At 61.2% G+C, this 12,351-nt stretch carries 9 protein-coding genes; 5 read left to right on the top strand and 4 right to left on the bottom strand.

Annotated features, from left to right (window positions below):
* Positions 1-224 precede the first annotated feature (224 nt).
* A complete protein-coding gene (locus A6U86_RS24780; RefSeq protein WP_068396608.1) occupies positions 225-1,205 on the bottom strand; it encodes an aldo/keto reductase in 981 nt (326 codons plus the stop codon).
* A 257-nt stretch (positions 1,206-1,462) separates the two neighbouring features.
* Between A6U86_RS24780 and A6U86_RS24775 the strand changes: the two genes are divergently transcribed.
* Entirely contained in the window at positions 1,463-3,103 is a 1,641-nt protein-coding gene (locus A6U86_RS24775) for an AMP-binding protein (protein WP_068396605.1), read from the top strand.
* Here the strand turns inward: A6U86_RS24775 and A6U86_RS24770 are convergent.
* The 3 genes from A6U86_RS24770 to secA all read right to left on the bottom strand — a co-directional run bounded on the left by A6U86_RS24770 (position 3,090) and on the right by secA (position 8,678).
* Entirely contained in the window at positions 3,090-4,361 is a 1,272-nt protein-coding gene (locus tag A6U86_RS24770) for a GNAT family N-acetyltransferase (protein ID WP_068396601.1), read from the bottom strand. The genes A6U86_RS24775 and A6U86_RS24770 overlap by 14 nt on opposite strands.
* 3 nt (positions 4,362-4,364) lie before the next feature.
* Complete coding sequence (locus A6U86_RS24765) at positions 4,365-5,792, bottom strand: polysaccharide biosynthesis C-terminal domain-containing protein (protein WP_244510086.1); 1,428 nt, start codon at positions 5,790-5,792, stop codon at positions 4,365-4,367.
* Between the two features lie 165 nt (positions 5,793-5,957).
* Positions 5,958-8,678, bottom strand: coding sequence for a preprotein translocase subunit SecA (gene secA, locus A6U86_RS24760; RefSeq protein ID WP_068396598.1), 2,721 nt, complete (start codon positions 8,676-8,678; stop codon positions 5,958-5,960).
* Positions 8,679-8,923: 245 nt separating this feature from the next.
* Here secA and A6U86_RS24755 point away from each other — a divergent pair, with 245 nt between their 5' ends.
* From A6U86_RS24755 to mutT, 4 genes are all read left to right on the top strand, one after another.
* On the top strand, positions 8,924-9,847 hold the full coding sequence (locus A6U86_RS24755; RefSeq protein ID WP_068396595.1) for a peptidylprolyl isomerase: 924 nt from the start codon (positions 8,924-8,926) through the stop codon (positions 9,845-9,847).
* A 62-nt stretch (positions 9,848-9,909) separates the two neighbouring features.
* Positions 9,910-11,151 carry a bifunctional glutamate N-acetyltransferase/amino-acid acetyltransferase ArgJ gene (gene argJ, locus A6U86_RS24750; RefSeq protein WP_068396592.1) on the top strand — a complete coding sequence of 414 codons (1,242 nt, stop codon included), beginning with the start codon at positions 9,910-9,912 and terminating at the stop codon, positions 11,149-11,151.
* Between the two features lie 10 nt (positions 11,152-11,161).
* A complete protein-coding gene (locus A6U86_RS24745; protein ID WP_068396589.1) occupies positions 11,162-11,941 on the top strand; it encodes an N-acetyltransferase in 780 nt (259 codons plus the stop codon).
* Positions 11,938-12,351, top strand: a complete 414-nt coding sequence (gene mutT, locus A6U86_RS24740; protein ID WP_068396586.1) for an 8-oxo-dGTP diphosphatase MutT — start codon at positions 11,938-11,940, stop codon at positions 12,349-12,351. The genes A6U86_RS24745 and mutT overlap by 4 nt, the downstream gene beginning before the upstream one ends.

Below are 12,351 nucleotides of genomic sequence, written 5' to 3'. Positions count from 1 at the left end.
AAGCTTATCGAGGCGGCCAACCTCATCCTTCAACGCGACAGGCCTTGGCAACAGGCACCGCAATGACATGGTTGCTTCTCCCCGAGGGGAGAAGGGGTTGCGTGGCACCGATCTCACCTCATATGCGATTGCCCTAGCATTTGCGGGGAGAGGGCTGGGGTGAGGGGCGAGGCAAGTCCGATGCTGCAACGGTGAATGCGCTTGACCCGCTCCAAAATCTCCGGTCACTTAAAGCCGGCAACCCCATGCGGGATATAGGGCGATTCCAGCGCCTCGATTTCCTCCGGCGTCAATTTGACGGCCAGCGAAGCGATGGCGTCCGTAATGTGGCCGGGCTTTGAGGCGCCGATGATGGGCGCGGTAACGGCGCTTTTCTGCAGGATCCAGGCGGTGGCAACTTGTGCGCGGGCGATGCCGCGGGCCTTGGCGATGGTGCCGACCGCATCGACGATCTTATGATCGGCGTCGACAGCCTGGGTGTAGAGCGTCTTGCCGAATTCGTCGGATTGCGTGCGTGCGGTCGCTTCGTCCCAATCGCGGGTGAGGCGGCCGCGGGCAAGCGGGCTCCAGGGGATGACGGCGATCTTCTGGTCCTCGCAGAAGGGCAGCATCTCGCGCTCCTCCTCGCGGTAGAGCAGGTTCAGATGGTCCTGCATGCTGACGAATTCGGTCCAGCCGTTGAGGCGGGACGTGTAGATCGCCTTGGCGAATTGCCAAGCATGCATGGACGAGGCGCCGATATAGCGGGCCTTGCCGGCCTTGACGATATCATGGAGCGCTTCCAGCGTTTCCTCGATCGGTGTCGTGTAGTCCCAGCGGTGGATCTGGTAGAGGTCGACATAATCAGTGCCGAGGCGGCGCAGGCTGTTATCGATCTCGTCGAAGATCGCCTTGCGAGACAGTCCAGCGCCGTTTGGACCCGGACGCATGCGGTTGAAGACCTTGGTGGCGAGCACGATGTCGTCGCGGCGGGCGAAATCCTTGATGGCGCGGCCGACGATTTCCTCCGACGAGCCGTTGGAATAGGTGTTGGCCGTATCGAGGAAATTGATGCCGGCCTCGATTGCCTGCCGCAGCAGCGGGCGGCTGTCTTCCTCATTCAGGGACCATGCATGCGTGCCCTTGTTCGGGTCGCCATAGGTCATGCAGCCCAGGCAGATGCGCGAGACTTCAAGACCTGTCCGGCCAAGCTTTACATATTCCATCGATTTTCTCCGTCCGTTCGAGTATCCGGCGCAAGAGCGCTCCGTCGCCGGTGCGGGAAACGGAGTGGATGCGTCGCTAAAAATAGATCGGCGGAGCAAGCAGCTGCCGATCGATGCATCAGTTCGTGAAGAGCTTCGAAGTATTACTCAATAAATAAGGCGATTCGCCCGCCGGGGAAGACAGCAATCTTAAATGTTTCCTTGAACCAAAAGTGCTGGAGGTGTTAGCTGCACTGCACCATTTTTGGACATTCCGCATGAAATTGCCCCCGCGTGATACTTATGAAGCCCTCTATCGTGATTTTCGTTGGGAGATTCCGGCGAAATTCAACATGGGACATGCCGTTTGCGATGCCTGGGCCGAAGGTGAGCCGGACCGGATCTGCCTGCAACATTTCAATCCGGACGGCAATCACCTTTCCATGACCTATGGCCAGTTGCGGGATTGCTCGGCGGCATTCGCCAATGCGCTGACGGCGCTTGGCGTGCGTGCCGGTGATCGGGTGGCGCTGCTCTTGCCGCAGAGCTTCGAAACGGTCATCGCCCATGTGGCGATCTACAAGATGGGAGCGATCGCGCTGCCGCTGGCGTTGCTGTTTGGCGCCGAGGCGCTGGAATATCGGCTAAAGGTCTCGGGCGCATCGGTGATCGTCACCAACCGCTTCGGCCTTGAGCGATTGCGGCCGATCCGGGACCAGCTGCCGGATCTGGCGCGCGTGATCAGCATCGACGGCGCCGAGCATGGGGTCTCAGGTTTTGCCGATCTGGTGGCGGCGTATCCGTCGCTTTTCGAAATAGCCGATACCGGTCCGGACGATCCGGCATTGATGATCTTCACTTCGGGAACGACAGGGCCGCCGAAGGGCGCTCTGCACGGCCATCGCGTCCTGCCGGGGCACATTCCCGGCATGCAGTTTGCCCATGAGGGCTTTCCGCAGGCGGGCGACAGGCTCTGGACGCCATCCGACTGGGCCTGGGCCGGTGGCCTCTTGAACGCCTTGTTGCCGAGCCTGATGCTTGGCGTGCCCGTCGTGTCTTCCCCAGCGCAGAAGTTCGATCCGCATATGGCCTTCCGTATCATGGCTGAGATGGGCGTGCGCAATGCCTTTATCCCGCCGACGGCGCTGCGGCTGCTGAAGGCAGTCGACAATCCCCGGGCGCATTACGATCTGAAACTGCGCAGCATCGGTTCGGCCGGCGAGGCGCTCGGCCGCGAGACGTTTGAGTGGGCGCGCGCAGTGCTCGGCATCAATGTCAACGAGTTCTTCGGCCAGACGGAGTGCAATTTCGTGCTGTCCTCCAGTGCCGCCTTCGGTGTAAGCAGGCCCGGCGCGACAGGCAAGCCGGTACCCGGCCATCGGGTCGCGGTCGTCGATGCCGATGGCGTCGAGGTCGCCCTGGGGGAAAGCGGGCAGATCGCGATCAAGCGACCGGATCCGGTGATGTTTCTCGGCTACTGGCAGGATGAGAAGGCGACGGAGGCAAAGTTTGCCGGCGACTGGTTGCTGACCGGCGATATCGGCCGGCAGGATGCGGAGGGCTATATTTCCTTCGTCGGTCGCGACGATGATGTCATCACGTCTTCCGGCTATCGTATCGGTCCGAGCGAGATCGAGGATTGCCTGAGCGGCCATCCGGCCGTGCAGCTTGCCGCGGCGGTTGGCAAGCCGGATGCGGTACGCACCGAAATCGTCCGGGCCTATGTCGTCCTCGTGCCTGGCCGTGAGCCGAGCGAGGCGCTGGCCGCCGACATCCGTGACTGGGTGAAGACGCGGCTTTCCATGCATGAATATCCGCGCGAGATCGAATTCGTCGATGCCCTACCGCTGACGACATCGGGCAAGGTGATCCGCCGCCTGCTGCGAGAGCGGGCAGCTTCCGAAATCAGCGCTTCGTAAGCGACAGGATCTTTTCGCGCAGCAGTTTCGCCATGTTGCGGGTGCTGCGATACATATGCAGTTGCGCGGCGATCTGCCGGACATCGCGGTCGCCGTTCTGCGTCAGGCCGATGATCAGCGTGCCCATGTCTTCACGCTCGTGCCAGAAGCGGCTCATGATCGGATGATCGGCGACCGCGCAGGAGTCGGAGCGCACGACGTTTGCATCGTCCAGATGCCATTCTGTCAGCTCACCCATCAGCAGCTTGCCCGGCGAATAGCGGGCATAGGCCTCGTCATAGGCTGTTTTCCAGGTATAGGCCTCGCCGCCCATGATCAGTACGATCATCGAGGCGATGGCCTTGCCGTTGAGGTCGATGGTGTGGATACGGACGGCATCGACGGCCGCGAGGTTGGAGATCGCCTCGCGGGCAAAGGCGGCGTGGTGGCGATCGGTGACCAGCGCGCTGCGTTTCTTGCCCTTCCAGCCGCTCGCTTCGAGCGTCAGATATTCTTCCATGCGCAGGTGGATGTCGCGAGGTTGGCGGGCGACGTTGTAGGCGACATCGCCCTGCGTTTCCAGCAGCCGCCACTGGCGGCGCATTTCGCGCAGATGGGCATTGGAGATCGTTCGCTTGAGATAGGCGATCGCATCCTCGTTGCTGTGAAGCATAGGGCGCTGGAAGGTGTTTGCCACGGTGATGGGCAGGTTGCGGCCGATGGCGACGACCTTGGCCATCTGTGCGAAGCGGCCGTTCAGGCGAACGTCCGGCAGCACCAGCGCCGTGGGAAGGCGCAGGTCGTGGTTCGCCAATCCTTCGAAGAGATTGTCGAGCGTTTCGCCGGCGTCTTCGGCATCGACCAGCGGCGTGCCGAGCGGACCGAAGGAATTCGACCAGACGCGGATGATCGACGGGCCGATCGCAAAGCCCGGCTTGTCCACGGTAAACGGCATCAGCAGGCGCATGCGGCTGCGCGTGCCGTTGTTGTCGCGCATCAGCGCCAGACGAACCTGGCGATCCTCGAGGCGCGGCATGGCCGGCGCCAGGAAACGGCCCGAAAAGAAGATATTTGGCTCCATGGCGCGATTGGACAGAAAATCCAGTTCGTCCTGCAGCTCATAGCCGAGCTTGCCGGGATAGAGGCAGAGCTCACGTCCGGCCCGGCCGACCTCGACCCTGGCCTCGGCCTTCGGCGTGTCGAAATGCAGCGCTGCGAGCGTATGCGTTAGTGCATTCACCTGGCTGTCCGTCGTTTCGGTGTAGGGCGGGCGCGTCATGGTCTAGAGAGCCCCGTTCGTTGCTGTTGGCGCCGTCGGACGGCGGATGAGGGCGAAGAGCGTGATGCCGAGCGCATGGCGTACGGCGAGATGCAGCAGCAAGGCCTCGACCGCCATGGCACCGGCGCCGGCAATGGCCGCGCCTTCGATGCCGAAATGCGGGATGAGGATGATGTTCAGCCCGATATTGCCGACGAGCGTGACGGCATAGAGATAGACGCAGAGCATCTGCTTGTCGGCCATGGTCAGCAGCACTTCGGCAGGCCCGACCAGCGCCTTGACGAGAATGCCGGCGAGGAGAATGGCCATCACCACCTGGCCACCGGTGAAGGCGGCACCGAAAAGCGACAGCAGGAATTCGCCGGCAGCGAGCACCGCAAGGCCGACGGCAAGTGCTGGAAAGAAGGTCCAGCGTGTGGCTTCGGTGGCGAAGGCGGCAAGCTTGCCGCGGTCGTTTTCCGCGATAATGGTTGCGAAGCGCGGGCCGATGGCGGCTTTGACGGCGAAATAGACGAAGTGAACCAGCGCCATGGTTTTGGCGGCGGCGAAATAGACGGCCACTTCCTCCGGATCAAGGAAGATCCCGACGACGATGACATCGGCGTTGGTGAGGAGATATCCGACGCCTTCCACCAGAAATATAGGAAAGGCAACGGCGAGCCAGGCGTTGAACTCGATGGTTTTCGCGCCGCTCGGGTAATGGCGGCGCAAGCGCAGCGACACGACCAAGTATTGCAGCAGGACGCTGGTGAAGGCGCCGGCCAGCGCGGCTGTCATCGCGGTAACCGCGTCTCGAGGTGCGTCGGCAAGGACGGCGCCGATCATGAAGAGCAGTATTAGCGTCGGGCGGATCAGGAAGGTCGGGCTCAAGGCCATGACCGGCCAATGCCGGGCGCGCGCCGTACCGTCGAGCACGTCTCCAAGCGCAATCATCGGCACGGCAATGAGGCCCAGGAAGATCGGCATGATGTAATAGTGCTCGATCGCGCCGCTGAAAGCATAAACTAGGGCCGCGCCGATCAGCGCCAACGTGCCGGAGACTGCAACGACGAACAGGCGCGCCGTGGCATTCAGGCCGCGAACGGCATCGTGATTGCCGTTGGCATCGTAGAGCGGCAGGAAACGGATGATGGCTGTCGGGAAACCGAGGCAGGCAAGGTTGCCGAACAGGATCATCAGCACCCAGACGAAGACGAAGACGCCATATTCAAATCTGCCCATCAGCCGGGCAAGGATGATCTGCGACAGGAAGGCAAGGGCTGCGCCGGCAATCCGGATGGCGAAGGCGATCAGCGCCATGCGCTGCGACATAGCCTTTTCGTCATTGCCGGTGAAGAGGCTGGCAAGTTTGCGCAGATATGGCGATAGCGCGGTCCGCAATGCGGACGGCAGCATTCTCTCCGCTGTTTGAAAGACCGCCATGATCAACACGCAATACTTTTAATATGATCCGAACCTCACGATAGTTTTGGCAGAGGAGGGTTAAGAATAGGTTCTTGCGAACCTTCGAAAACAACATAGGGGACGGCCGGCTGCTGCAATAAAAAATGCCGCCCGAAGGCGGCATCCTATTGATTTAGCAAAAAGAACGAAGCCTCAGACGACTTCCGTGCTCTCGAATGCACCGTGACAATGCTTGTATTTCTTGCCGGAGCCGCATGGGCAGGCTTCGTTGCGACCGATGCGACCCCAGGTTGCTGGATTTTGCGGATCGCGACTTTCCGGAGACACGAAGTTCTCGCTCACGAAATTCAGAGGGGCGAATTCGTCTTCGCCCGTGGTGGCGTCGATGTGACGACCCTGCATCGGCGGCGTCTCCGGCTCGGCCGGCTGCTGTACGAGTTCGACGCGCGACAGCTGACCGGTGACGGCCTGGCGCAGGTTGTTCAACAGGGACTGGAACAGCTCGAAAGCTTCCGCCTTGTATTCCTGCAGCGGATCGCGCTGGGCATAGCCGCGGAAGCCGATGACCGAACGCAGGTGGTCGAGGTTGACGATATGTTCGCGCCAGAGATTATCCAGCGTTTGCAATACGATGGAGCGCTCGACATAGGTCATGATCTCGGGGCCGAAGCGCTCTGCCTTTTCGGCCGCTGCCTTTTCGGCTGCTTCGGTCAGGCGAGCCCGGATGTCGTCCTCTCCGATGCCCTCTTCCTTGACCCAGTCGTGGATCGGCAGGTCGAGATCGAAGAAGTTGACGACCCCCGCATTCAGACCGTCAGCATCCCACTGTTCGGCATAGGCGCGTTCGGGAATGTGCTTGGAAACCAGATCCTCGATGACGTCGTGGCGCATGTCGCCGACGGTTTCGGTGAGATCCGTCGCATCCATCAGCTCGACGCGCTGCTCGAAGATGACCTTGCGCTGGTCGTTCAGCACGTCGTCATACTTCAGAACGTTCTTGCGGATATCGAAGTTGCGGGCTTCGACCTTCTTCTGGGCACGCTCCAGCGCCTTGTTGATCCAGGGATGGACGATGGCTTCGCCTTCCTTGAGACCGAGCTTCTGCAGCATGCCGTCCATGCGGTCGGAGCCGAAGATGCGCATCAGGTCGTCCTGGAGCGACAGGTAGAATTTCGAGCGGCCGGGGTCGCCCTGACGGCCGGAACGACCGCGCAGCTGGTTGTCGATGCGGCGGCTTTCATGGCGTTCGCTGGCGATGACGTAAAGGCCGCCGGCGGCGATCGACCGCTGCTTGAGCACCTTGATTTCCTCGGCAATCCGGGCGATCGCAGCATCGCGTTCCGGACCGGGCTCGACGTCGTGCAGATCGCGCTCGACGCGCATTTCGAGGTTGCCGCCGAGCTGGATGTCGGTACCGCGGCCGGCCATGTTGGTGGCGATGGTTACCGCGCCGGGAACGCCGGCCTGGGCGACGATATAGGCTTCCTGTTCATGGTAGCGGGCGTTCAGAACCTGGAAGTTGTTGAAGCCCTGCTTGCGCATGAGATCGGCAAGAAGCTCCGACTTTTCGATCGAAGTCGTGCCGACGAGCACCGGCTGATCACGCTTATGCGCATCGAGGATCTCGGCGATGATCGCCTTGAACTTCTCTTCATGCGTACGATAGACCTCGTCGTCCTCGTCGATACGCTGGATCGGCAGGTTGGTCGGCACTTCGATCACGTCGAGGCCGTAGATGTTGCCGAATTCTTCGGCTTCCGTGGCCGCCGTACCGGTCATGCCGGCGAGCTTGCCGTACATGCGGAAATAGTTCTGGAAGGTGATCTGCGCCAGCGTCTGGTTTTCCGGCTGGATCTGTACCCGCTCCTTGGCTTCCAGAGCCTGGTGCTGGCCATCCGAATAGCGGCGGCCCGGCATCATGCGGCCGGTGAATTCGTCGATGATGACGACTTCATCGTTGCGGACGATATAGTCCTTGTCGCGCTGGAAGAGCTTATGAGCCTTGAGCGCATTGTTGATGTGATGAACGATCGCGACGTTCTCAACGTCGTAAAGCGATTCACCCTTCAACAGTCCGGCTTCGGTCAGCATGTTTTCCAGCTTCTCGGTGCCTTCTTCGGAGAAGTTGGCCGAGCGCTGCTTTTCGTCGATCTCGTAGTCATCCTTGGTCAGGCCAGGGATGAAGGCGTCGATCGTGATGTAGAGATCGGAACGGTCGTCGAGCGGGCCGGAGATGATCAGCGGCGTACGGGCTTCGTCGACGAGGATCGAGTCCACTTCGTCGACGATGGCGAAGCTATGGCCGCGCTGAACCATCTGGGCGCGATCATATTTCATATTGTCGCGCAGATAGTCGAAGCCGAGCTCGTTGTTGGTGCCGTAGGTGATGTCGCAGGCATAGGCTTCGCGGCGCTCGTCGTCGGACAGGCCATGGATGATGACACCCGTGGTCAGGCCGAGGAAGCTGTAGAGACGGCCCATGGTGGCGCTGTCGCGCTGCGCCAGGTAGTCGTTGACCGTGACGACATGCACGCCCTTGCCGGCAAGCGCGTTCAGATAGACCGGCAGCGTTCCGACCAGCGTCTTGCCTTCACCGGTCTTCATCTCGGCGATGGCGTTGGAATGAAGGATCATGCCGCCGACGAGCTGTACGTCAAATGGTCGCATGCCGAGAACGCGGCGCGAAGCCTCACGGGCCACCGCGAAGGCGGGAACGAGGAGGTCGTCGAGGGTCTTGCCATCGGCGAGCTGCTGGCGGAACTCAACCGTCTTGGCGGCCAAAGCTTCATCGGACAGCGCACGCATCTCCTGCTCGAGAGCGTTGATGGCAACGACATTCGGCTGGAACGACTTAACGCGACGGTCGTTGGACGAGCCGAACAACTTGCGGGCAATTCCACCTAGGCTGACCATGTCACTGGTCCTTTCTGAGATTTCATCCGGCCGTTCCCTGCTTTATCCATTCCCAAAAAAACGGGAGTATAGCACAAAACGGCCGGAAACTGTTCTGGACGCGAGGTTGCGTGACAGATAAGAGGGGGGTCGATTGATGTCAACGGGATTTGGCCGATACACAAAGGCCACATTCTCCTGCTGAAGGCTTTTTCACGCCGGAATCATATCTATCGAGCCGGTCGAGATCACCGAAGGGTTATTTTATGTTGAAGTACAACAAACTTGCTGCGGTTGCTTTCGCAACAGTCTTTACCTTCCACGGGCCGGTTTTTGCGGCTGACGCCAAGGATGCGGTTGTCGCCAAGGTCGGCGATGTCGAAATCCATCAGTCCGAACTCGATCTGGCGATCGCCAATCTCGATCCGCAGCTCGGCCAGCTGCCGGACGACCAGAAGAAGGTCGCCGCGCTTTCCGCTTCGATCGACGTGAAGCTGCTTTCGCAGAAGGCTGCTGCCGAGAAGCTCGACCAGACGCCGGATTTCCAGGCTCACATGGCCTATCTGCGTGACCGCGAGCTGCACAACGCCTATTTCAAGGCACATGTTGCCGACGCCATCACGGATGCCGAAGTCAAGGCTCGCTACGACAAGGAAGTCGCCGCGCTTCCGAAGCAGGAAGAAGTGCATGCCCGTCACATCCTGGTGAAGACCGAGGATGAAGCCAAGGCAGTCATCAAGGAGCTCGATGGCGGCAAGGACTTCGCGGAACTTGCCAAGGAAAAGTCCACCGACCCGAACAAGGCTGACGGCGGCGATCTCGGCTATTTCGGCCATGGCCGCATGGTCAAGGAATTCGAAGATGCTGCCTTCGCCCTGCCGGTCGGCACCTACACGAAGACGCCGGTCAAGAGCGATTTCGGCTGGCACGTCATCAAGGTCGAAGACAAGCGCGTTGCTCCGCCACCGCCGTTCGACCAGGTCAAGGACCAGGTTCGTCAGCTCGTCATGCGCGACAAGTATCTTGAGCTTCTGAACAAGGCCAAGCAGGACAGCAAGGTTGCCATCAGCGACCCGGCGCTCAGCAAGGCCTATGAAGACGCACAGAAGCAGCAGGATGCGGCACCGGCGGATGACGCCATCGCTCCTGCCGATGGCGCGGCAGCGCCCGACGCGCAGCCGCAGCAGTAAGCAGTCGCAAGTCAGATCATCAGGGCCCGGTTTTCCGGGCCCTTCATTATCAGGTGGCTCTCATGTCCGGTTCCGTTTCCCCGCTCGCTCCCAAAAGCTTCGTTTCCATGCCGGCCCTTCGCGGCGTGCGCATGACCACGGCGTCTGCCGGTATCAAGTACAAGAACCGGACCGACGTCCTGCTGATGGTTTTCGATAAACCCGCAGCCGTCGCCGGCGTGTTCACCCGCTCGAAATGCCCTTCGGCTCCCGTCGATTTCTGCCGGACGAACCTGGCACATGGCAGCGCCCGCGCCGTCGTCGTCAATTCCGGCAATGCCAATGCCTTTACCGGGTTGAAGGGTCGCCAGGCGACCGAACTGACCGCCAAGTCTGCCGCCGCCGCCGTGGGCTGCGGTGAAAACGAAGTCTACCTCGCCTCGACAGGCGTGATCGGCGAGCCCCTGGACGCGACCAAGTTTGCCGGCGTGCTCGACACGATGGCCAAGGATGCCGTCAGCGATTTCTGGTTCGAAGCGGCAAAAGCGATCATGACGACGGATACCTATCCGAAGGTCGCGACCCGCAGCGCCGAGATCGGTGGCGTCAAGGTCACCATCAACGGCATCGCCAAGGGTGCCGGCATGATCGCGCCCGACATGGCGACGATGCTGTCCTTCGTCGTCACGGACGCCGATATTTCGTCTTCCGCTCTGCAGACGCTGCTGTCCGAAGGCGTCGGCCCGAGCTTCAATTCCATGACGGTCGACAGCGATACCTCGACCTCGGATACCTTGATGCTGTTTGCCACCGGCGCCGCCTCGGCTGACGGACAGGCGCATATCGACAGCGCCAGCGATTCGAAGCTTGCGGCTTTCCGCGCGGCTCTCAACGAACTCCTCAAGGATCTTGCGATCCAGGTCGTCCGCGACGGCGAGGGTGCCACCAAGATGCTCGAGATCACCGTGACCGGTGCCGAGAATGATGGAGCTGCCAAGCGCATCGCGCTTTCGATCGCCAATTCGCCGCTGGTCAAGACCGCGGCGGCCGGTGAAGACGCCAATTGGGGCCGTATCGTCATGGCTGTGGGAAAGGCTGGCGAAATGGCCGATCGTGACAAGCTTGCCATCTGGTTCGGCGACGTCCGCGTTGCCGTCAACGGCGAGCGCGACGCTTCCTATTCCGAAGAAGCGGCCTCGAACGTGATGAAGCAGCAGGATATCCCCGTAAAGGTCGATCTCGGCCTTGGCAATGGCCGCGCGACGGTATGGACCTGCGACCTCACTAAGGAATATGTTGCCATCAATGGCGACTATCGGAGCTGATACCTAGCTGATGCACGCGCAGTCCACGATAAACAAGCTGCCGCTGGTGCGCAGGCTCGAAGCCGTTGGCTTTCGAGCCTGGCCTGCCTCGTCCGTGCAGTATGACGGCAGCTGGCAAGTTCGGCTGACGGCGGGTCACCCTTCCAAGCGGCTCAATTCGGTGGTGCCGCTCGATCCTTCCGATCATCGCGATCTCGAAATCCGGCTGACGAAGGCGCAGCGCAAGTTCGAAGCCTATGGCAGGCCGATGGTTGTGCGCGAAACACCGCTTGCCTCGCCGCAATTCATCGATCTGCTGCGTGGGCGCGGCTGGACGCGGTTTGAAGAAACGCTTGTTATGACCGCCGATCTGGTCGACCTCGAACTGCCTGACATGCTGGACCATCTGCCGAGCCACGATGTCGGCCGCTACGTCGATGCCAGTCTGTTGGTCGACGCGGCCGACCCGGCACTAAAGCCCGCGCTGGCGGAAGTGGTCAGCAGCATCAAGCCGCCTTCGGGTCTTTTCGTCATCGAGAATGACGATGCCGGGCCGGTGGCGACGACGCTCTGCGTGCAGGACAATGACCTTGCCGGCATCATGTCGGTTGCGGTTTCGCCGCAGCACCGGCGCAAGGGGCTGGGTGCGGAGATCCTGACCTCTGCCCTGCGCTGGGCTCGGATGCGCAGCGCCAAGACGGCCTGGCTTCAAGTCGGCGCCGACAACGCGCCCGCTCTGGCGCTTTACGAGCGTTTCGGATTTCGCGAGGCCTATCGCTACTGCTACTGGCGTTCCTCGGAGGAAGCATGAGCGAGGCCGGCCGCAAGATCATTCTCGTTGCTGCCTGCGCGCTCATCGACACCGATGGCCGCATCCTTCTGGCGCAGCGTCCGGAAGGCAAGTCGCTGGCCGGCCTCTGGGAGTTTCCCGGCGGCAAGGTCGAGGCCGGCGAGACGCCGGAGGAGACATTGGTGCGCGAGCTTGAGGAAGAGCTCGGTATCCAGACCAAGATTGCCTGCCTGGCGCCGCTGACGTTCGCCAGCCACACCTATGAAACCTTCCATCTGCTGATGCCGCTCTACATCTGCCGGCGTTACGAGGGCATCGCACATGGTCGGGAAGGGCAGGCGCTGAAATGGGTGCGGCCGCAGGCCCTGCGCGACTACCCGATGCCGCCGGCCGACGAGCCACTGATCCCCTTCTTGCAAGATCTGCTGTAA

Source organism: Rhizobium sp. AC27/96, assembly GCF_001692325.1.
GTDB lineage: Bacteria > Pseudomonadota > Alphaproteobacteria > Rhizobiales > Rhizobiaceae > Rhizobium.
Note: the sequence above shows the minus strand (reverse complement) of the source record. Positions and strands in the feature narration are given on the sequence as shown.

Excerpts from the sequence above, each read along its gene's own strand:
- A6U86_RS24780 (WP_068396608.1), bottom strand. The coding sequence starts at position 1,205 with ATGGAATATGTAAAGCTTGGCCGGACAGGTCTTGAAGTCTCGCGCATC.
- A6U86_RS24775 (WP_068396605.1), top strand. The coding sequence starts at position 1,463 with ATGAAATTGCCCCCGCGTGATACTTATGAAGCCCTCTATCGTGATTTT.
- A6U86_RS24770 (WP_068396601.1), bottom strand. The coding sequence starts at position 4,361 with ATGACGCGCCCGCCCTACACCGAAACGACGGACAGCCAGGTGAATGCA.
- secA (WP_068396598.1), bottom strand. The coding sequence starts at position 8,678 with ATGGTCAGCCTAGGTGGAATTGCCCGCAAGTTGTTCGGCTCGTCCAAC.
- A6U86_RS24755 (WP_068396595.1), top strand. The coding sequence starts at position 8,924 with ATGTTGAAGTACAACAAACTTGCTGCGGTTGCTTTCGCAACAGTCTTT.
- argJ (WP_068396592.1), top strand. The coding sequence starts at position 9,910 with ATGTCCGGTTCCGTTTCCCCGCTCGCTCCCAAAAGCTTCGTTTCCATG.
- A6U86_RS24745 (WP_068396589.1), top strand. The coding sequence starts at position 11,162 with ATGCACGCGCAGTCCACGATAAACAAGCTGCCGCTGGTGCGCAGGCTC.
- mutT (WP_068396586.1), top strand. The coding sequence starts at position 11,938 with ATGAGCGAGGCCGGCCGCAAGATCATTCTCGTTGCTGCCTGCGCGCTC.